The organism is Aeromonas sp. FDAARGOS 1404 (assembly GCF_019047085.1).
Lineage (GTDB): Bacteria > Pseudomonadota > Gammaproteobacteria > Enterobacterales > Aeromonadaceae > Aeromonas > Aeromonas veronii.
In genome coordinates this window covers 4,235,262-4,255,579 of the sequence record NZ_CP077237.1, presented here as the reverse complement: position 1 = coordinate 4,255,579, position 20,318 = coordinate 4,235,262, and the positions used below count along the sequence as shown (strand labels likewise).

Genomic DNA, 20,318 nt, shown 5'->3' with positions numbered 1-20,318 from the left:
TCACTGCTTTTCGTATTGCCAGCTCCCGCCCCCTACCTTGCTTTTGTGATTGCCCCACCCGACAAGCGATCCTTCCTGTGACAACAGGAGCAACAAGATGATTGCAATGCCATCTTATGACCGCAACACGCCTTCTTTTATGGACGTTACCCAGCGCCCATTAATTGCTCAGCGATTGGATTTCATTTTGAAAAACTGATACTTAAGTAGCTACACTAGCCATTATCAACATGCAGGGACGAGTAAAAAATGAGCTTGATTGGCTTGGTACTGGCGTTGATCGCCATCCTTGGCGGCAACATGATCGAGGGGGGGCACCCCAGTGCACTGCTCGATCTGCCCGCATTCCTCATTGTGATCGGTGGCACCATAGGTGCTGCGCTGACCCAGTTCCCTTTCTCCGTCGTCGGCAACACCATGAAGCGTTTCAAATGGCTGCTCTCCCCCCTCAAGCTCGACATGCATGAACAGGCCCAGTTGCTGGAGACCCTGGCAGGCAACGCCCGCCGCAGCGGCATGCTGGCGCTGGAAGGGATGATCGACGAGATCAAGGATCCTTTCCTGAAGAAAGGGGTGCAGATGATGGTTGATGGTTACGAGAAAACCAAGATACACGAGGTGCTGGAGAACGAGATCGAATTTGAACAGGAAGATCTCGAACAGACGGTCAAATTCTATGAAGCCATGGGCGGCTACTGCCCGACCATGGGGATCGTCGGGGCGGTATTTGGTCTGATCCACGCCATGGGTCTGCTGGATGCCCCCGACAAGCTGGGCGGCGCCATCGCGGTGGCCTTTATCGCCACTATCTACGGGGTATCCGCAGCCAACCTGATCTTCTTGCCGTTCGGCAACCGCTACAAGGGGTTTGCCCACCAGATCCGCCACTACAAGGAGATGACCCTGACCGGCATTCTCTGCATCGTGGATGGCGAATCCCAAGCGCGCCTGCAAGTTACCCTCGAACCTTATCTGGGAGGTCACGGTGGCCAAAAAGAAAAAGGCTGAAGCACCGGAGAACCATGAACGCTGGCTGGTCTCCTATGCCGACTTCATGACCCTGCTGTTCGCCCTGTTTGTGGTGCTCTACTCCTTTGCCATGGCCAAGCAGTCCGAAACCCGGGTGCTTATCCAGGGCTTTATCGAGTCGCTGGGTAAAATCGGCCTCATCTCCCCGCCTGCCGGCTCACCCTTGATGCAGGGGGGCACAGGGATTCTCGAGCCGGAATCAAAAACCACGCCGAGCAGCCCGAAAGAGGAGACTGTGCTGGAGAAAGATGCCCCCATGGCGGCATCGGACCCCTTCAACGAGACCATAGGTGCCTCTGAAAAACCGAGCGCCACCGAAGCCTGGCCCCACAAGACCAAGGAGCAGGAGTGGGTGCAGGTGACCAAGCAGAAGCTTGAGCAACAGCTCAAGGCCCAGATTGAATCGAAGGATCTCGAGGTCGAGCAACTCGGCAGTCAATTGGTGATCCGCATCGGCGAGAAGGCGCTGTTCCCCTCCGATTCAGCGTTCCTGCAGCCCCAGTTCGTCCCGCTGGTCCATAAGATCGCCGGCATTCTGGCCAATATCCCGGGGCAGGTAGTGGTCACCGGCCATACCGACAACTCCCAGGCGCCGGTGGAGCTTTATCGCAATAACTGGGAGCTATCAGTGCTGCGGGCCTCTTCCATCGTGCAAACTATGCTGGCTAACCCCCAGCTGGATGCCAGACGAGTCATCGCTCAGGGGGTTGCCGACACCCAACCCCGCTTTGCCAATGACACCCCCGAACATCGCCAGGCGAACCGCCGGGTCGATATCACCCTCTCCCAGGGCAAGGCCGCAGAAGAGTCGCTGCAACTGCTCAAGCCCTGATCCCCCCGCTCCCGCTTCACGCGGGAGCCTCTTTTAAAAACAAATAACTCAATAATATCAATACCATAAGATCTTAATGATAATGATTGCCATTTATTGTCAAGTGGTCAGGCCTCTGCAATAATGCCGCCCTTCAGGCTTAAATAAAAACAATTATCATTATGAACAAACTGCTTCAGGCATGGCCGGCACTCCTGTGTGCCTCCGCTGGCGCGGCCGATCTTCCCCCTGTGGAGAAGGCTCGCAGCGACGACACCATCATTGTCACCGGGCAACGGGTACAACAGAAACTCTCCGATGTTTCCGGCTCCATCACCGTCATCACCCAGGAAGAGCTGGACCGTCAGGTCGCCAGCGAGCTGACTCATGTGTTTCGCAAGATCCCCGGTGTCTCGGTCACCGGCTCTGCCGGGCGACCGCAAAACATCAGCGTGCGCGGCATCGGTGGCAACCGTATCCTGCTGATCAAGGATGGGGTGCGCGTCAGCGACGGCTTTGGCGCCGACAACATCAATGACAAGGTGGGTCGCTTCAACTTCGACCTTGATGACATCAAGCAGATTGAGGTGGCCAAGGGGGCCGGCTCCTCTCTGCATGGCTCCGATGCCATCGGCGGCACCGTGGTGATGAATACCAAGCAGCCGGAAGATTATCTGCAACAGCAAGATAGCTATCTGGCGGCCAAAACCCTCTACGGTGGCGACAGCAACAAGAAGAAGCTCAGCATGACCGGCGCGGTGCGGGCACTGGAGAGCGAACATCTGTTGCGCCTCTCCGGCTGGCGTGGCAACGAAACCGCCAACTTTGAGGAGAATCGCATTCCGGCTGATTTGGATGGCATGAGTGCCTCCACCAGCAGCCGCCTCCCCCTCAATGCCCATCACGCTCTGCGGCTGGAGCTGGACTACTACGAGGATCACGCCAAACGCCAGATGGGCCCAAAGGCGGTGCCCCAACCCGATGGCAGCTGGGATGTGGTCGGTTTTCAGGAAGATGGCGATCAGCGCACCCAGGGCGGCAAGTTCAGTTGGGAAGCCAACGATCTGGGCATGGTCGATACCCTCAACTGGAGCCTGTTTGGCAACCTGTCACGCAACGAAGCCAACCAGCGCCAGCTGCTGCGCAACGATGCCCTGAGCGGCTATCCCAGATATCGCAGCCAGCGCACCCTCTCCACATTCGAGGAGCTGCGCCTTGGCAGTGAGCTGGAGCTGCAGAGCAAGCTGAGCACCGGCTCGCTGGATCACACCTTCAGCTACGGTGTGGAGCTGGAGCAGGCCAACCACGAGCGGCCGGTCAGCAATCTGACCCTGGAAGATGGCATCACCACCCAAGGACAGAAAGCTCCCTTCAGCAAGGCCGAAACCCGCCGCGATGGCATCTGGCTGAGCGATGTGATCGACCTGGGCAACTGGCAGTTTACCCCGACCCTGCGCTTTGACCGCCAGCGCCTGCGCGCACCGGACAGCAATCTGGCCGAGAACCACAGCGACCACATCTCCCCCAGTGTGGCGGCCAGTTACCGCTTCAACGAGACATGGCGCAGCTGGCTCAGCTATGCCAACGGCTTCCGCGCCCCCGCTTACGATCAGGTTTACGGCAACATTCCTCACTACTTTGCCATGCCGCCGTTCGAGATCATTGCCAACCCCAACCTCAAGGAGGAGACCAGCCACAGTCTGGAGTGGGGAGTGAATGGCCAAAGCGACAACTGGAGCGTCAAACCGGCCGTTTTCTACAACCGCTACTACAACTTCATCGACTGGCGCCAGACCGGTTTTCGCCTCGATGACGGTGTCTTCCTGCGCCAATATCGCAACGTTGCCAAAGCAGAAACCTGGGGCGCCGAGCTGGCCGCCAGCCTCTGGCTGAGCGATGAGTGGGAGCTTTCGACCAATCTGGCCTGGATGGATGGCAAGGATCACCGCGGTGAGCCGCTGCGCACCCAGACACCGCTGGAAGGCAACACCACCCTGCGCTGGCAACAGCTCGACTGGGGGGTTGAGCTCAGTGGCAACTATGCCGCCGCCATGACCAAGGTGCCCCAGTGCGCCAATGCGCAGACTGGCTACAACGGTGCCTGCCAGAGCAGCGCAGGCTGGTTCAGTCTGGATCTCACCGGCGACTGGCAGATCACCGAGGCGCTCAAGGTCAATGCCACCATCGGCAACCTGCTCGATACCCGCTACGTCCGCTATCAGGATGTGGCCGGACTGCCGGCTGGCAGCGATACCTCCCTCTACAGCCAGAGCGGCCGCTACCTGTCAGCCAGCCTCAGCTACCGTTTCGTGGGGATGTGATGAAACATCATGCAATCATGGCGGCCCTGCTGGCCGCCCCGTTGGCGTGGGCGCAAGAGGCCCTGCCACCGCCGATCCCGTCCCAATCACACCTGATTTCAGGCAGTCCCGTACGCCAGGATCCCTACTTCTGGTTGCGGGACGAGAGCCGCAGCAACCCGGCCATACTCGCCCTGCTCAAGCAGCAAAATCGCTGGAGCGAGCAGCAACTCGCCGCGCAGCAGCCGCTGGAAGCAACCTTGCGCTCCGAATTTACCCGCCATCCGGCGGGTGAACCCGTACCGGACAACTGGCTTGTGCGCGGCGATCAGGCATGGCAGCTGCGCCCGGATGGCTCACTCTGGCAACGCCACGGGGGCAAGGTGCAGCAACGGCTTCCCGCCAGAGCGGGTGAGGGCTATTACGAAGCGGGCGGCTGGGCCCTGAGCCCGGATAACCGCACACTGGCCATCGCCGAAGACAGGCGCGGCGATCTCGACTATCAGGTCACCCTGCTCGATCTCCAAAGCGGCAAGGCGCTGGCCAGTTTGGCGCAGCGCAGCGCCGATCTCGCCTGGTCACAAGATGGTCGCACCCTCTACAGCATCGCCAACGAGCGCTACACCCTGCGCCCCTGGCAGCTGCGCGGCTGGCAGGATGGCCAGGAGCAGACTCTCTATGAGGAGCAGGATCCCGCCTGGCTGCTCAGCCTCTATCGCACCACGGATGGCCAGCATCTGGTGTTGCAGGGCAACAACCACGACAGCTCGGAGCAGTACCTGCTCGACTCGGGCAAGCCGCAGCAGGTCAAACCCCGCCAGCGCGGGGTGGAATACTATCTGGACAGCCAGTCTGGCTGGGTGATCAAGAGCAACCGGGAGGGGACGTTTGCCCTCTACTCAGCCAGCACGCCGCTCGGTGAGTGGCAGCGCCTGTGGCCCGCCAAAGAGGAGGATCTCGGCGATCCCGAGAAGTGGCGGCTGTTTGATCGCCATCTGGTGGTGCAGTTTCGCCAGCAGGGGGAGGATTGGCTCGCCCTGCTCGATCGCCACGGCCATGAACGCCGGCACCTGCCGCTGGCCAGTGGCGCCGGTACCGGCTGGCTGCAAGGAGAACATGACCCGGCCAGCGACCGCATTCTGGTGCGCAGTCAGGGCTTGAGCCAGCCCCCAGGCCAGCGCTGGCTGGATTTGAATAACGGTCAGTGGATCAACGACCAGCACACCGGTGACGACAAGGCATTGCCCTATCAGAGCGAGCGGCGCTGGGTCACCTCTGCCGATGGCACCCGGGTGCCTGTCTCGCTGGTGTGGCGCAAAGATCTGGCTCCCCGCGCCGTGCTGCTCTACGGCTATGGCGCCTATGGCACGCCGATGCGCCCCTACTACCAGAAAGAGCTGCTGAGCCTGCTGGATCGGGGCTTTGTCTACGCCATCGCCCATGTGCGCGGCGGCGGCATGCTGGGGGAGCAGTGGACCCGCGACGGGCGGGGCATCCACAAGCAGAACGGCATCAGCGACTTTATCGCTGCCGGTAACACCCTGCGCCACTGGTCGCCCGACTCAGCCCCTCTGCCCCTGTTTGCCATGGGGGGCAGCGCCGGAGGCACCCTGGTCGCTGCGGCCCTCAACCAGCAACCGACACTCTTTAGCGGCGCCGTGTTGCAGGTTCCCTTCGTCGATATGCTCGGCACCATGAGCGATCCAGCCCTCCCCTTGACCCGTCAGGAGTACCAGGAGTGGGGCAATCCGGCCAAGCCCGCAGAGTATCAGGCGATGCGCCGCATCAGCCCCTACGACAACCTGCACCGCGCACCCTACCCGCCCCTGCTGGTCACCACCGCCCTGCACGACAGTCAGGTGCCCTACTGGGAGCCGGTCAAGTGGCTGGCCCGCCTGCGGGAGCACAGCACGGGCTCCGGCCCCTACCTGCTGCTGACCGAACTGGAGGGGGGCCACCGCGCCGGTGGTGGCGATCGGGCTCGTGAATTTGCCTTCTTGTTGCATCTGGCGGGGATCAACCAATGACCCTGCCGCTGATTGGGAGTACCACTATGAAACCCCTGTTGCCCGCCCTCTTGCTGGGGCTGGCTGGCTTTGCCACTCAGGCCGCCGAACTGCGTTTTGTCGAACAGAACGCACCGGCCGATACCCGCCTCTGGCTCGAACAGCAACTCGGCGTCACCCTGAGTGATGCCCCGGCCTATCAGCGCCAAGGCAAGCTGGGCCACTATCTGCACTATCGCCAGCAGCTCAATGACGCACCGATCGCCGGCCTTATGGCTGCCGTGAGTCTCGATGAGCAGGGTCGCCCGTGGCGTCTCTATCACAATACCCGACTGATGCAGGCACAGGCGACTCCATGTGATGAGGCAAGCCGCGCCGGGGTGGATGCCTATACCGTCACGCTGGATGGCGCTGTGTGGCAATTCGCCGGCAGTGACGAGGCCCAGCCCTGGTACTGGCAGGATGGCGACACCCTGACTGCGGCCTGGCGTCTGCTGGCGGTGGAAAGCCAGCCGGGCAACAGCAAGAGCAGCCACTGGCAGCTGTTTGTCACCTGCGATGGCAGCGCCTTGCTGGGGCGCACGCTGCAAGAAGCCAGCACCCGTGCCGAACCGACCCCGCTGGCAGGGGAAGTGGCCACGGTGCAAGCCCGCATCTTTGCCCTCGACCCACGCACCCAGCTGCAAGATGGCAACCTGCTGTGGCGCCACGATCTGGTGCTGGACAACGGGGCCTATCGTACCGTCCCGCTCAGGGTACAAAAGGTGGATGACACCTACCAGCTGAGTGGCCCACGCGCCCGGGTCGTGGATGGCACGGCGCCGGAAACTGCCCCCTTTAGCAGCCCTGATGCCGATGGCTTCCAGCTGGATCACCAGCAGCCCGCCTTCCTTGATATCAATGGCTACTACCATCTGGATCTGGCCCAGCGCCATGTGGAATCCCTTGGCTACCCGACGCTGATGGGCGGCCCCCTGGCCATCGATACCGATGCCGGGGAGCAGGACAACTCTCTCTATGACCCCTTCCTGCGCCGGTTGGAAATTGGCCGGATAGGGGTGCCCGACGCGGAAGATCCCATGGTGATCTGGCACGAGTTTGGCCATGCGGTGCAGCACCATATCCTGCCCGACATGGGAGAAGAGGGTGACTGGGGCGCCATCGGCGAGGGCTTTAGCGACTATCTGGCCGCCAGCTGGCGCCAGCGTAGTCCAGAGGCTCGCCAGTTCGAGCCTTTCATGGTCTTCAACTGGGATGCCAGGATAAGCGGCCGGACGCCCCGTCAGCTCGATGACCTGCGGGCGCGCTATCATCCGGGCTTCCTCTATCCGGCTCACCTCACCATCAACGGCAGCAACGGCGACCAGCTGTGGGGCACCCCGCTCTTCACCGCGCTGCGCCAGGCCGTTGAACAGTATGGCGAGGTAGCCCGTGACGAGTTCGATACCCTGCTGATTGAATCTCACTTCGGCCTCGGCCCGCAGGTGCGGATGCCCCAGCTGGCGCGGGTCACCGTGGATACCGCCAACCGCCTCTATCCGGATCGCAGTTATGGCAAGCTGCTGGAGCAGGCCTTCCGCCACCACGCCCTGCTGCCCACGCCCATCGCGGCCCGCCTTGCCGATGACAGCTACCTGTTGCCCGGGGAGAAAAAGAGCCTCGCCATCGAATTGACCAACCAGAGCGGCCGCCCCCTGACCGTGGCTGACGCCAACCTGCTCCCGAGCAAGGGGCTCATGGGTGATGGTCACTGGCAAGGAGAGCTCAACGCCGATGGCACCGCCCGCTGGACCCTGCCGCTGGAAGCAGCGAGCAACCTGACCTGTGGCGAGGCAGTCACCTTGCCGCTGCAGTTCCAGCTCACCCTGCCCAGCCCCACCGAGCGCCAGACCCGCCTTGACCTGCAACTGCCGATCGGTGAACCGCTCTGGCAGCGGGCCATCGGCCAGGGTGGCCAGATCAAGGATGCGGTGAGCGATGAACGGCACGGCCTGTCCCGCTTCACTCTCACCCTGCCCGAGAGCAAGGCCCGCATCGACAGCGGATTCGTGGTCGCCCTCGATCTGGAGCACAGCAAGCTGGAGCAGCTGGAGATCTGGCTCACCTCCCCTTACGGCACCCGGATCAGCCTGTGGAACAAGGGCTACGCCAGCCATACCCGGCTTAAGGGGGAGTTTCCCCGTGAACTGGTACCGTTCGAATCGCTGGACAAGCTGCACGGCGAACCGCTCGCTGGCCGCTGGCTGCTGGAGATCAACGACACCAGCGCCGGTGACACCGGTCAGTTGCGCAACTGGCGGGTAGCCCAGCAAGTCGGCGCCCGCTGCGACAAGGATGAAGCCCTGCCCAACACCGGCATCATTCCCCTTGAGCAGGATGAAGGGGGTGGCGGCACGGCTTCCCCCCTGCTGCTGTTGCTGGCCCTCTGGCCCCGCCTCTGGCGCCGGAGCACCCCGCGCCGTTGAATCCTGTACCACGGGGGTTACCGCCCCCGTGAACCTGTGACCGAATCAAGGAATGTGAAGTGAAACCATCCGTACTGGTTATTGCAACCCTCTCAGCCCTGCTCAGCGCCTGTGGCGGCGGGGAAGATAACGCACCACTGGCGATCCCGGACTACCGGGTCGATGTCGCCCTGCCGACTGCCGGTACCCTGTGCGCCGATCTGGATCAGAACTGGCAATGTGATCCTGCCGACCCTGCCGTCAGCGGCGAAGGAGCTGTGGCCCTGGTCAGCCGTTCGGCCAACATCGTCAACTCGCCTCTGCTGTTCGGACCGAGGAGCGGAGGCCTGCTACTGGCACATCCGGCCGCCAAAGGGGATCCACAACGGCTGCAACCAACCCTGCTCAGTACCCTGTGGCAGAGCCGCATTGCCGAAGGGGTGGCCGCCGATCGCGCACTGTCACTGCTGCTGGCCGATCTCGCCCCGCTGCAACCGGGCAGCGACCGCGTGGCCCTCGCAGGTCTCGGCCAGTTTGATCAGGCGCTGCAACAGGTGGCGATCAGCTTGCAGCAACAGGCCCGCACACGCCTTGCCAACGCCAAGGAGACCCAGTTGCTCACCACCAGCTATCGCGCCATCAGCCTGATGCTGGCGCAATTGGCTCAGGAGTGGCAGCGCAACGGCCAGTTTGCTGAAGAGACCCAAAGCGAACTGCTGACCCTGCTGGTGCAGCAGCAGCCACGCAACCTGCTGACCGTCACCGGCGTCACCACCTTCAGCGATGGCAATGACCCGCTGCTGGAACAGGAACCCGCCGACTATCCGGGACAAGATGCCAGCTGGAATCGCACTCGTCCCCAACTTGCCTATCGTAAACTCGATGATCGCGGTCAGGTTCTCCCCGACAACGCGCCGAGCTGGCAGTGCGTCAAGGATCTCAATACCGGTCTGGTGTGGGAGGTCAAATCGGACGATCCCTTGAGCCCGGCCTGGAAAAGCAGGCCCTTTGCCTATGAGGATGAGCAGTTCAAGGCGACCACAGGCGAGCAGCAAGCGGCCTACCAGCATATTCATAAGAGGATCGAACAGCTCACCGCCGAAGGAGATCTGGCGGCCCTCGCCCGGGCACAGGCGCTGACCACCATGCTGACCACCCGCGCGTATCAGCAGTGGCTCAATGGCGAGCAGCGCTGCGGCATCAGCCAGTGGCGGCTGCCCACCATGGGTGAGCTGATGTCACTGATGCACTACGGTAGCCTGGCCAAGGACCCGCTGGGTCAGCGCATCATCGTGGATACCCGTTACTTCCCGGATATCGCCCCCTCGGAAGATGACACCTACCATGGCTACTACTGGAGCGCCACCAGCAACACCGCCCAGCGCTTCTCCGGTGGCCCCATCAGCAAACGCACAGTCCTGCTCCTGGGAGAAGATGCGGGCACCACCTATCCCGCGCTGGTGCAGCAAGATACCTATATCGAGCTGATGCAGGTACGACTGGTCGCCACTCCCCAATAACCCGAGGAATATCATGAGCCTTTATCGCTTTTCGTTCGCCATGCTGGCACTGCTGGCCCCCCTGGCCCACGGTGCTGCCATTTGTGATGACACCATGGATCGCACCGCCCCCTCTGCCCGTTTTCTTGACCATGGCAACGGCACCGTCACGGATCAACACACCGGCCTCACCTGGATGCGATGCAAACTGGGGCAGACATGGAGTGGCAGCAGTTGCCTGGGTGAACCGACCGTTTACTACTGGCAGCAGGGGCTGCAAGTGGCGGAGCGGATCCGCAGTGACAGCAGCCATGCTCTCTATCACTTCGGCGGTATCAGCCAGTGGCGCCTGCCCGACATCAAGGAGCTGGCGACCCTGGTCGAGCACGCCTGCTACAAGCCCTCTCTCAATGAAGCCATTTTCCCGCGCGCCATGGCGGGGGGCGGTAAAGAGGTCAATGAGGGTTATGTCTATCTGATGAGCAGCACGGTAACCTCCGCCAATGGTCAGCGGGCGTATCTGGATATCACCTCGGGAGATATCGGTCTTCGCTCCATTGGCGCCTACCCGGATCAGGTCTTGCTGGTCGCCAATAAACCCTGACCGCCCCACGCTCGAAACCGGAACGCGATGACAGGAGAGGCTTGAAAGCCTCTCTTTTTATTGCTCTTGCCACCCCCTATCTCACCCGCCATCACGCTCTTCTCCCACCTGTGCCCCCTGCCCGCGATACCGACCTGATCCGGCTTCGCCCGCGGCATTTACCCCTTTCAGGTGATAACGAGGAGCAGCTCTCTGCGCTTTCCAGGCCTTTCCCACCCGCCATAACCAGCAAAAAAGTGCGCTTCTTAACAAAATTTAATTACAGGTTAACCGATTAATAATTAACCCGTAAAAATGACATGTAAATCAGTGCGAAAGTGTCATAATGCGTAACATTATTGTTAAGTCACTTGATTAATTTGGTTAGGAAAAACCTCTATGTTTGCTGATATTTCTGCTCAACATTGGGCTTTTGCCATTTATGTCATCGGTGCCATCACCATCTGTCTGGTGATGATAGGCCTCGCTGCCCTGCTGGGAGGTCGCGCCTACGGCCGCACCAAGAACAAGCCATTTGAATCTGGTGTCGACTCGGTCGGCAGTGCCCGCCTGCGTTTTTCCGCCAAGTTCTATCTGGTCGCCATGTTCTTCGTCATCTTCGACGTCGAGGCGCTCTACCTGTTTGCCTGGTCTGTCTCCGTGCGGGAGAGCGGCTGGGTCGGCTTTATTGAAGCCACCATTTTCATCGGACTGCTGCTTATCGGCCTGATCTACCTCTGGCGCATCGGCGCACTGGACTGGTCACCGCGCAAACCGCAGCTGAACAACAAAAACAGTGATTGAACCACAGACCCTTTCCTTGAGGTTGCACCATGAAGTACACCCTGACCCGGATTGACCCGGATGCACCCGTTGAGCGCTACCCCCAGGAGCAGCGCCAGACCGTCGATGACCCACTGGCGCAAGAAGCGACGCGCGGCATCATGATGGGCCGCCTCGAGGAGGTGCTGCAAGACACAGTCAACTGGGGCCGCAAAAACTCCCTCTGGCCTTACAACTTCGGCATCTCCTGCTGCTACGTGGAGATGTGTACCGCCTTCACCTCCCCCCACGATGTGGCCCGCTTCGGCGCCGAAGTTATCCGCGCTTCGCCCCGTCAGGCCGATTTCATGGTGATTGCAGGGACCCCCTTCATCAAGATGGCGCCAGTCATCCAGCGCCTGTATGAACAGTTGCTCGAACCCAAGTGGGTGATCTCCATGGGGGCCTGTGCCAACTCCGGCGGCATGTATGACATCTATTCCGTGGTGCAGGGGGTGGACAAGTTCCTGCCGGTCGACGTCTACATTCCGGGTTGCCCGCCCCGTCCCGAAGCCTTTTTGCAAGCCCTGATGCTGCTGCAGGACTCCATCGGCAAAGAGCGCCGCCCCCTCTCCTGGGTGGTGGGCGATCAGGGGATCTACCGTCCCCAGATGCAGGCCGAAAAAGAGCGCAAGCGCGGCGAACGGATCAATGTGACCAACCTGCGCACGCCGGATGAGATCTGACCATGAAACTGACTCGTGATTTTCCCAGCAATTACGCCATGGCCCAGTGGCAGCCCAGCGACCACAAGGATGCCAAAGTCATTGGCGAACTGTTTGCCCACTTCGGGGCCGAGCACTTCACCGTGCAGACCACGCGCACCGGCGTGCCGGTGGTCTGGCTTCCCCGCGAACTGCTGCAGGATGTGATGGGCTTTTTGCGCAAGGTGCCCTCCCCGTTTGTGATGCTGTTTGATCTCAGCGCCACCGATGAGCGGCTGCGCAGCCATCGCGACGGTCTGCCCCAGAGCGACTTCACCGTCTTCTATCACCTCATCTCCATCGACCGTAACGCCGATGTGATGTTGAAAGTGGCGCTGGCCGAAAGTGACCTGCATCTGCCCACCATCACCAACCACTTCCCCAATGCCAACTGGTACGAGCGGGAAGTGTGGGATCTGATGGGCATCACCTTCGATGGCCACCCCCATCTGACCCGCATCATGATGCCCAAGAGCTGGCAGGGTCACCCGCTGCGCAAGGATTACCCGGCGCGCGCTACCGAATTCGATCCCTTCATGCTTGATGCCGCCAAACAGGACATGGAGCAGGAGAACCTGCTGTTCAAACCGGAAGAGTGGGGCCTGGCCCGCGGCAACGAGAACGAGGACTACATGTTCCTCAACCTCGGCCCCAACCACCCCTCTGCTCACGGCGCCTTCCGCTTGGTGTTGCAGCTCGATGGCGAGGAGATCCGCAACTGCGTGCCCGACATCGGCTACCACCATCGTGGTGCCGAGAAGATGGGCGAGCGCCAATCCTGGCACAGTTACATCCCCTATACCGACCGGGTCGAGTATCTGGGCGGGGTGATGAACAACCTCCCCTATGTGCTGGCGGTCGAGAAGCTGGCCAGCATCAAGGTGCCGCAGCGGGTCGACATGATCCGGGTGATGATGGCGGAGCTGTTCCGCATCCAGAGCCACCTCTTGTTCCTCGGGACCTATATCCAGGACGTGGGGGCCATGACCCCAGTCTTCTTCACCTTCACCGACCGGCAGAAGATCTACACCATCATCGAAGCGATCACCGGTGCCCGCATGCACCCGGCCTGGTTCCGTATCGGCGGTGTGGCCCACGACCTGCCGAAGGGATGGCAGCGGCTGGTGCAGGACAACCTGCTGAGCTGGCTGCCCAAGCGGCTGATGGATTACGAAAAAGCGGCGATGCGCAACAGCATTCTTCGCGGTCGAACCATTGGCGTCTCTGCCTACACCACCGAGCAGGCGTTGTCCTGGGGCACCACGGGGGCCGGATTGCGCGCCACCGGCCTCAACTTCGACGTGCGCAAGTGGCGCCCCTACTCCGGTTACGATCAGTTCGACTTTGAAGTGCCGGTCGGCAGCAATGGCGATGCCTACGACAGAGCCACCGTGCGGATCGAGGAGATCCGCCAGAGCATGTCGATCATCGAGCAGTGCATGAAGAACATGCCGGAGGGCCCCTTCAAGGCGGATCACCCCCTCACCACCCCGCCGCCTAAAGAGCGCACCCTGCAGCACATCGAGACCCTGATCAACCACTTCCTGCAAGTGTCGTGGGGCCCGGTGATGCCCGCTGCCGAGTCGTTCCAGATGATTGAGGCGACCAAGGGGGTCAACAGTTACTACCTGACCAGTGACGGCTCCACCATGAGCTACCGGACCCGGATCCGCACCCCGAGCTTTGCTCACCTGCAGCAGATCCCCTCGGTGATCAAGGGCAGCATGGTGTCGGACCTCATCGTCTATCTGGGCAGTATCGATTTTGTTATGTCGGATGTGGACCGTTAAGTGATCCGCCCTCCCGGCCATGGCCGGGAATCGGGATCGCCGGACGAGCAGTAAAAGGACAAGCCACCAAAGGTCAAGTCATGAGCCAGCAATGTCAGTGTCACAATAATCAGACCCCACAAGGGCAAGGGGCATGCAGCAGCAAACAGGACGACTTCGTTCTGAGCCAGGCTGAACGCGATGCCATCGAACACGAGAAACACCACTACGAAGATCCCCGCGCCGCCAGCATCGAAGCGCTCAAGATCGTGCAGCAGGCCAGAGGCTGGGTACCCGACGGTGCCATTCACGCCATCGCGGCCGAGCTCGGCATTCCCGCCAGCGACGTGGAGGGGGTTGCCACCTTCTATAGCCAGATCTTCCGCCAGCCGGTAGGCCGTCACATCATCCGCGTCTGCGACAGCATGGTCTGCTACATCAATGGCCATGAAGATCTGATGGCCGGTCTCAAGGAGGTGATGAACCTCGGCCCCGGTCAAACCACCCCGGATGGCCGCTTCACCCTGCTGCCGGTCTGCTGTCTTGGCAACTGCGACAAGGGGCCAGCCATCATGATCGATGACGACACCTATGGCGGCCTCGATCCGGTGACCTTGCTGAAAACGCTGGAGGCTTACCCATGAGCCTGCCGCAAAACAAGATCCTCGCCTCTCTTGGCACCGCCAATCGCACCCCGCGAGCCCCCGAGACCCACCCGCTTACCTGGCGGCTGCGGGATGACGGCCAGCCGGTGTGGCTGGAGGAGTATCAGGCCAAACAGGGCTATGAAGCGGTGCGCAAGGCGCTCGGCCAGATGAGCCCGGACGAGATTGTCAGTACCGTCAAGGATGCCGGTCTCAAGGGGCGCGGCGGTGCAGGCTTCCCCACTGGCGTGAAGTGGGGGCTGATGCCCAAAGACGAGAGCATGAACATTCGTTACCTGCTCTGCAACGCCGACGAGATGGAGCCCAACACCTGGAAAGATCGCCTGCTGATGGAGCAACTGCCCCATCTGCTGATCGAGGGGATGATCATCAGTGCCCGGGCGCTCAAAGCCTATCGCGGCTACATCTTCCTGCGTGGCGAATACGTTGATGCCGCCATCCACCTGCGCCGTGCGGTGGAAGAGGCCAAGGCCGCCGGTCTGCTGGGCAAGAACATTCTGGGATCCGGTTTTGACTTCGAGCTGTTCGTCCACACCGGCGCCGGCCGCTACATCTGTGGTGAAGAGACGGCGTTGATCAACTCGCTGGAAGGGCGCCGTGCCAACCCGCGCGCCAAACCCCCCTTCCCCGCCGTCTCCGGCGTCTGGGGCAAACCCACCTGCGTCAACAACGTCGAAACCCTCTGCAACGTCCCCGCCATTATCGGCAACGGAGTCGCCTGGTATCACGGGCTGGCGCTGCCGGGCTCGGAAGATCACGGCACCAAGCTGATGGGCTTCTCCGGCAAGGTGAACAACCCCGGGGTCTGGGAGCTGCCCTTTGGCATCACCGCCCGCGAGCTGTTTGAAAATTACGCCGGCGGCATGAAGAGCGGCTATCGCCTGAAAGCCTGGCAACCGGGCGGCGCGGGCACCGGCTTCCTGCTGCCGGAGCACCTCGATGCCCAGATGTATACCGCCGGTATCGGCAAGGTCGGCACCCGGATGGGAACTGGCCTCGCCATGGCGGTGGATGACTCCATCAGCATGGTCTCCCTGCTGCGCAACATGGAGGAGTTCTTCGCCCGCGAATCGTGCGGCTGGTGCACGCCCTGCCGCGACGGCCTGCCCTGGAGCGTCAAGCTGCTGCGGGCACTGGAGCGTGGCGAAGGGCAAACCGGCGATCTGGCGACTCTGGAACAACTCTGCGGTTTCCTTGGCCCGGGCAAGACCTTCTGCGCCCACGCACCGGGCGCCGTCGAGCCGCTGGCCAGCGCCATCAAATATTTCCGCTCCGAATTCGAGGCCGGGATCAAAGGCAGCGGTGATAACCGCAAGCCGGTCAAAGGGATCCAGCCCAATCTGCTGGGCGAGCGCTGGTAACGACACCACAGATTTCACAAAACAGGTTTCAGGGAAGTTGTATGGCAACCATTTATGTAGACGGCAAAGAGTACGAGGTAGACGGAGCAGATAACCTGCTGCAAGCCTGTCTGTCGCTGGGTCTGGACGTCCCCTATTTCTGCTGGCATCCGGCGCTGGGTAGCGTTGGCGCATGCCGCCAGTGTGCGGTCAAACAGTATCAGAATGCCGATGACAAGCGCGGCCGCCTGGTCATGTCCTGCATGACCCCGGCCACCGATGGCAGCTACATCGCCATCGAGGATGAAGAGGCTAAAGAATTTCGCAAGAGCGTGGTGGAGTGGTTGATGACCAACCACCCCCACGACTGCCCGGTGTGTGAAGAGGGCGGCGCCTGCCACCTGCAGGACATGACGGTGATGACTGGCCACAACAGCCGTCGCTACCGTTTCACCAAACGCACCCACCAGAATCAGGAGCTGGGCCCCTTCATCGGTCACGAGATGAACCGCTGCATCGCCTGCTACCGCTGCGTCCGTTACTACAAGGATTATGCCGGTGGCGAGGATCTCGGGGTCTATGGTGCCCACGACAATGTCTATTTCGGGCGGGTCGAGGATGGCACCCTGGAGAGTGAATTTTCCGGTAACCTGGTGGAGGTCTGCCCCACCGGCGTCTTCACCGACAAGACCCACTCCGAGCGTTACAACCGCAAGTGGGACATGCAGTTTGCCCCCAGCATCTGCCAGCAATGTTCCGTGGGCTGCAACATCAGCCCGGGTGAGCGTTATGGCGAACTGCGCCGGATTGAAAACCGCTTCCACGGCAGCGTCAACCACTACTTCCTCTGTGACCGTGGCCGCTTTGGCTATGGCTACGTCAATCTGGCCGACCGCCCGCGCCAGCCGCTGCTCAAAGATGGCAACGACCAGCTGACCATTACGGTCGATGGCGCCCTCAACCGCGCCGCCGATGCCCTGCGCACGGCCCGCGGCCTCATCGGCATCGGCTCGCCCCGCGCCTCGCTGGAGAGCAACTTTGCCCTGCGCGAGCTGGTGGGGGCAGACAACTTCTACGCAGGCGTCGAGCAGGCCGAGTGGGCCTGTCAGCTGAAGATGCTGCAGATCCTGCAACAGGGCGGCGTGCCGACTCCAAGCCTGCGGGACATGGAAGAAGCCGACGCCATTCTGCTGCTCGGCGAAGATGTCACCATGAGCGCGGCTCGAATTGCGCTGGCCCTGCGTCAAGCCGTCAAGGGCAAGGCCCGCGAACTGGCCCGCAAGATGAAGGTCGATCTGTGGCAGGTCGCCGCCGTTCAGACCTTGGGTCAGAACGAGCGCTACCCGCTGCTCATCACCAGTCTCGACACCACCCGTCTGGACGATGTGGCGGCCGACAAGCTGCACGCCCCCTATGCCGATCAGGCGCGCATTGGCTTTGCCATCGCCAACCTGCTCGACCCGAGTGCACCGGCCGTGGCCGATCTCGGCCCCGAGCAGCAGGCACAAGCAACTCGCTGGGCCGAGCTGCTCGGCAACGCCAAGAAGCCGCTCATCATTGCAGGCTCCACTGCCCGCGATGTGGCGCTGCTTGAGGCGGCCAGCAACATTGCCCGCGCCCTGAAAGGCCGAGGACTGGAAGCCAGCATCGCGCTGGTTGGCCAGGAGGCCAACTCGCTGGGTCTGGCCATGCTGGGCGCTCAAACCTTGTCAGACAAGCCGCTCGAAGCCGCCCTTGCGCGTATCGAGTCAGAAGAGGGGTTGGCGCTGGTCACCCTGGAGAACGATCTCTACCGCCGCGCGCCGCGCAACCGGGTGGATGCTGCGCTGGCACGGCTGCAGCACCTGCTGGTCATCGACCATCAGGCGACCCCGACCGCCAACAAGGCTGATCTGGTGCTGCCAGCGGCCAGTTTTGCCGAAGCCGATGGCACGCTGGTGAACATGGAAGGGCGCGCCCAGCGCTTCTTCCAGGTCTATGCACCCGCCTTTTACAACGCCGATATTCAGGTGCGTGAAGGGTGGCGCTGGCTGGCGGCGCTGCAAGGGGCGATCGAACGCAAACCACTGCGCTGGCAGAACTTCGACCAGGTCAACCATGACTGCGCCACCAGCAATCCGCTGCTGGCTACCATGCTGGAAGCGGCGCCCAATGCAGGCTTGCGGATCCGTGGCATGCGACTGGCCCGTGAGCCGCATCGTTACAGCGGTCGCACCTCCATGCTGGCGGATCAGAACGTCAGCGAGCCACGGGTAGCGCAAGATCCCGACTCCCCCTTCAACTTCTCCATGGAAGGGTATGCCGGAGCCCGTCAGCCGCTGCCGCAAGTACCGTTCGCCTGGGCGCCGGGCTGGAACTCTCCCTCCGCCTGGAACAAGTTCCAGGATGAAGTGGGTGGCAAACTGCGTGCTGGCGATCCGGGTCGCCGCCTGCTGGAAGCAACAGACCCGCAGGCAGAAGGCAAGGAGCTGCTCGGCTGGTTCACCACCATCCCCGCCCCCTTCAAGGCCGCAGAGGCGCTGCAAGTGGTCAATTATGCCCAGCTGTTTGGCGGCGAGGAGCTCTCCGCTCGCAGCCCGGTCATTCAGGCCCGGATGAACGAACCCGAGCTGGTATTGAATCCAGCAGATGCGCAGCGTCTGGCCCTCCATGCAGGCAATCAGGTCTCCTTCTCCTGGGGCGGTAGCCACTGGCAACTGCGCCTGCGCCTGAGCGAACAGCTGAGCGCCGGTCTGGTGGGGCTCCCCCTTGGGGTGAACGGCCTGCCGACGGCCCTGCAACAAGCCTCAATCACTAACCTGCAGGAGGTGATCGCATGAGCGAGTCGCTGATCGATCTGTTGCTGGAGGTGGGCAAGGCACTGATCGTGCTGGTGGGGATCGTGGGGGCTGGCGCCTTCATGAGCTTCATCGAGCGCCGTCTGCTGGCCCTGTGGCAGGATCGCTACGGCCCCAACCGGGTGGGGCCGTTTGGTCTGCTCCAGCTGGCCGCCGACATGATCAAGATGTTCTTCAAGGAGGACTGGATCCCGCCGTTCGCCGATCGCCGGATCTTTATCCTGGCCCCCATCATCGCCTTCACCGCCTTTATTCTGGCGTTTGCGGTGGTGCCCATCACCCCCACCTGGGGCGTGGCGGATCTCAATGTGGGGCTGCTCTACATCCTGGCCATCGCGGGGCTGGCGGTCTATGCGGTGCTGTTCGCCGGCTGGTCGAGCAACAACAAATACTCATTGCTCGGCAGCTTGCGCGCCTCGGCCCAGACCCTCTCCTACGAGGTGTTTCTGGGGCTATCCCTGATGGGGATTGTGATCCAGACCGGCAGTTTCAACCTGCGGGATATCGTCGAGGCACAGGCAGACTTGTGGAACGTGGTGCCCCAGATCCTGGGCTTTGTCACCTTCCTGTTTGCCGGTGTCGCCGTCACCCACCGTCACCCGTTCGATCAGCCAGAAGCCGAGCAGGAGCTCGCCGACGGCTATCACATCGAGTATGCGGGGATGAAGTGGGGTCTCTTCTTCGTGGGCGAATATATCGGCATCGTGCTGATCTCCTCGCTCATCGTGACCCTCTTCTTCGGTGGCTGGCACGGCCCCTGGCTGCCCCCCTTCATCTGGTTTGCCCTGAAGACCGCCTGTTTCATGGTGTTCTTCATCCTGCTGCGGGCCTCCCTGCCTCGCCCGCGCTTTGACCAGGTGATGTCGTTTGGCTGGAAAGTCTGCTTGCCGCTGACCCTGATCAATATGCTGGTCACCGCGGCAGTTGTACTGATAAGTACGCAGTGAGGCACTCAATATGAAAATTGTTAGCATTATTCAGGGTGTCGGCACCCAGTTACGCAGTCTGGCCATGGTCTTCTCCCATGCCTGGCGGCCCCGTGAAACCCTCAACTATCCGGAGCAGGCAGTCTATGCGGCCCCCCGCTACCGCGGTCGCATCGTGCTGACCCGCGACCCCGACGGGGACGAGCGCTGCGTGGCCTGCAACCTCTGCGCAGTTGCCTGCCCGGTCGGCTGCATCTCGCTGCAAAAATCCGAGCGGGAAGATGGTCGCTGGTATCCGGAGTTCTTTCGCATCAACTTCTCTCGCTGCATCTTCTGCGGCCTGTGTGAAGAGGCTTGCCCCACCACCGCCATCCAGCTGACACCGGATTTCGAGATGGGTGAGTACCGCCGCCAAGATCTGGTGTACGAGAAGGAGGATCTGCTGATCAGCGGGCCCGGCAAATACCCGGACTACAACTTCTATCGCATGAGCGGGATGGCCATCGACGGCAAGCCGAAAGGGGATGCCGAAAACGAAGCCAAGCCCATCGATGTCAAGAGCCTGCTGCCCTGAGGAGTCAAT

Annotated in this window: 16 protein-coding genes; all 16 read left to right on the top strand. The window is 61.7% G+C overall.

The window, feature by feature from the left end:
* Positions 1-249: 249 nt before the first annotated feature.
* The 16 genes from I6L34_RS19745 (at position 250) to nuoI (ending at position 20,309) form a co-directional block, all read left to right on the top strand.
* Positions 250-1,008 (top strand): flagellar motor protein, encoded by a 759-nt coding sequence (locus I6L34_RS19745; protein WP_216955206.1) that lies wholly within the window; start codon positions 250-252, stop codon positions 1,006-1,008.
* Positions 986-1,861, top strand: a complete 876-nt coding sequence (locus I6L34_RS19740; RefSeq protein WP_152985400.1) for a flagellar motor protein MotB — start codon at positions 986-988, stop codon at positions 1,859-1,861. The genes I6L34_RS19745 and I6L34_RS19740 overlap by 23 nt, the downstream gene beginning before the upstream one ends.
* A 161-nt stretch (positions 1,862-2,022) precedes the next feature.
* A complete protein-coding gene (locus I6L34_RS19735) occupies positions 2,023-4,161 on the top strand; it encodes a TonB-dependent hemoglobin/transferrin/lactoferrin family receptor (protein ID WP_216955205.1) in 2,139 nt (712 codons plus the stop codon).
* Positions 4,161-6,167: a prolyl oligopeptidase family serine peptidase gene (locus I6L34_RS19730; RefSeq protein WP_216955204.1), complete on the top strand. Its 2,007-nt coding sequence runs from the start codon at positions 4,161-4,163 to the stop codon at positions 6,165-6,167. The genes I6L34_RS19735 and I6L34_RS19730 overlap by 1 nt, the downstream gene beginning before the upstream one ends.
* Positions 6,164-8,611 carry a proprotein convertase P-domain-containing protein gene (locus tag I6L34_RS19725; RefSeq protein ID WP_216955203.1) on the top strand — a complete coding sequence of 816 codons (2,448 nt, stop codon included), beginning with the start codon at positions 6,164-6,166 and terminating at the stop codon, positions 8,609-8,611. Before I6L34_RS19730 ends, I6L34_RS19725 begins: the two co-directional genes overlap by 4 nt.
* A 59-nt stretch (positions 8,612-8,670) precedes the next feature.
* On the top strand, positions 8,671-10,110 hold the full coding sequence (locus I6L34_RS19720) for a DUF1566 domain-containing protein (RefSeq protein ID WP_216955202.1): 1,440 nt from the start codon (positions 8,671-8,673) through the stop codon (positions 10,108-10,110).
* Between the two features lie 13 nt (positions 10,111-10,123).
* Positions 10,124-10,693 carry a DUF1566 domain-containing protein gene (locus I6L34_RS19715; RefSeq protein WP_005351118.1) on the top strand — a complete coding sequence of 190 codons (570 nt, stop codon included), beginning with the start codon at positions 10,124-10,126 and terminating at the stop codon, positions 10,691-10,693.
* A gap of 41 nt (positions 10,694-10,734) precedes the next feature.
* Positions 10,735-10,971 (top strand): hypothetical protein, encoded by a 237-nt coding sequence (locus tag I6L34_RS19710; RefSeq protein ID WP_216955201.1) that lies wholly within the window; start codon positions 10,735-10,737, stop codon positions 10,969-10,971.
* 100 nt (positions 10,972-11,071) lie between these two features.
* On the top strand, positions 11,072-11,476 hold the full coding sequence (locus I6L34_RS19705) for an NADH-quinone oxidoreductase subunit A (RefSeq protein WP_005344919.1): 405 nt from the start codon (positions 11,072-11,074) through the stop codon (positions 11,474-11,476).
* Positions 11,477-11,505: 29 nt separating this feature from the next.
* Positions 11,506-12,180: an NADH-quinone oxidoreductase subunit B family protein gene (locus I6L34_RS19700; protein ID WP_005344917.1), complete on the top strand. Its 675-nt coding sequence runs from the start codon at positions 11,506-11,508 to the stop codon at positions 12,178-12,180.
* Between the two features lie 2 nt (positions 12,181-12,182).
* Positions 12,183-13,988, top strand: a complete 1,806-nt coding sequence (nuoC, locus tag I6L34_RS19695; RefSeq protein ID WP_159157078.1) for an NADH-quinone oxidoreductase subunit C/D — start codon at positions 12,183-12,185, stop codon at positions 13,986-13,988.
* An 80-nt stretch (positions 13,989-14,068) separates the two neighbouring features.
* Positions 14,069-14,611 (top strand): NADH-quinone oxidoreductase subunit NuoE, encoded by a 543-nt coding sequence (gene nuoE / locus I6L34_RS19690; RefSeq protein WP_042658436.1) that lies wholly within the window; start codon positions 14,069-14,071, stop codon positions 14,609-14,611.
* Entirely contained in the window at positions 14,608-15,993 is a 1,386-nt protein-coding gene (nuoF, locus tag I6L34_RS19685) for an NADH-quinone oxidoreductase subunit NuoF (RefSeq protein ID WP_216955200.1), read from the top strand. The genes nuoE and nuoF overlap by 4 nt, the downstream gene beginning before the upstream one ends.
* A gap of 41 nt (positions 15,994-16,034) precedes the next feature.
* Positions 16,035-18,791, top strand: a complete 2,757-nt coding sequence (nuoG, locus tag I6L34_RS19680; RefSeq protein WP_216955199.1) for an NADH-quinone oxidoreductase subunit NuoG — start codon at positions 16,035-16,037, stop codon at positions 18,789-18,791.
* Positions 18,788-19,756, top strand: a complete 969-nt coding sequence (gene nuoH / locus I6L34_RS19675; protein WP_005337244.1) for an NADH-quinone oxidoreductase subunit NuoH — start codon at positions 18,788-18,790, stop codon at positions 19,754-19,756. Before nuoG ends, nuoH begins: the two co-directional genes overlap by 4 nt.
* Positions 19,757-19,766: 10 nt before the next feature.
* The gene (gene nuoI / locus I6L34_RS19670; RefSeq protein ID WP_005337245.1) at positions 19,767-20,309 is read left to right on the top strand and encodes an NADH-quinone oxidoreductase subunit NuoI; all 543 of its coding nucleotides are present in this window, start codon (positions 19,767-19,769) and stop codon (positions 20,307-20,309) included.
* The last annotated feature ends 9 nt before the right edge of the window (positions 20,310-20,318 follow it).

Bases quoted from the DNA above. Each gene is read 5' to 3' on its own strand.
- nuoH (WP_005337244.1), top strand. From the start codon at position 18,788: ATGAGCGAGTCGCTGATCGATCTGTTGCTGGAGGTGGGCAAGGCACTG.
- I6L34_RS19745 (WP_216955206.1), top strand. From the start codon at position 250: ATGAGCTTGATTGGCTTGGTACTGGCGTTGATCGCCATCCTTGGCGGC.
- nuoC (WP_159157078.1), top strand. From the start codon at position 12,183: ATGAAACTGACTCGTGATTTTCCCAGCAATTACGCCATGGCCCAGTGG.
- I6L34_RS19725 (WP_216955203.1), top strand. From the start codon at position 6,164: ATGACCCTGCCGCTGATTGGGAGTACCACTATGAAACCCCTGTTGCCC.
- I6L34_RS19715 (WP_005351118.1), top strand. From the start codon at position 10,124: ATGAGCCTTTATCGCTTTTCGTTCGCCATGCTGGCACTGCTGGCCCCC.
- nuoI (WP_005337245.1), top strand. From the start codon at position 19,767: ATGAAAATTGTTAGCATTATTCAGGGTGTCGGCACCCAGTTACGCAGT.
- nuoE (WP_042658436.1), top strand. From the start codon at position 14,069: ATGAGCCAGCAATGTCAGTGTCACAATAATCAGACCCCACAAGGGCAA.
- I6L34_RS19700 (WP_005344917.1), top strand. From the start codon at position 11,506: ATGAAGTACACCCTGACCCGGATTGACCCGGATGCACCCGTTGAGCGC.
- I6L34_RS19705 (WP_005344919.1), top strand. From the start codon at position 11,072: ATGTTTGCTGATATTTCTGCTCAACATTGGGCTTTTGCCATTTATGTC.
- I6L34_RS19730 (WP_216955204.1), top strand. From the start codon at position 4,161: ATGAAACATCATGCAATCATGGCGGCCCTGCTGGCCGCCCCGTTGGCG.
- nuoG (WP_216955199.1), top strand. From the start codon at position 16,035: ATGGCAACCATTTATGTAGACGGCAAAGAGTACGAGGTAGACGGAGCA.
- nuoF (WP_216955200.1), top strand. From the start codon at position 14,608: ATGAGCCTGCCGCAAAACAAGATCCTCGCCTCTCTTGGCACCGCCAAT.
- I6L34_RS19735 (WP_216955205.1), top strand. From the start codon at position 2,023: ATGAACAAACTGCTTCAGGCATGGCCGGCACTCCTGTGTGCCTCCGCT.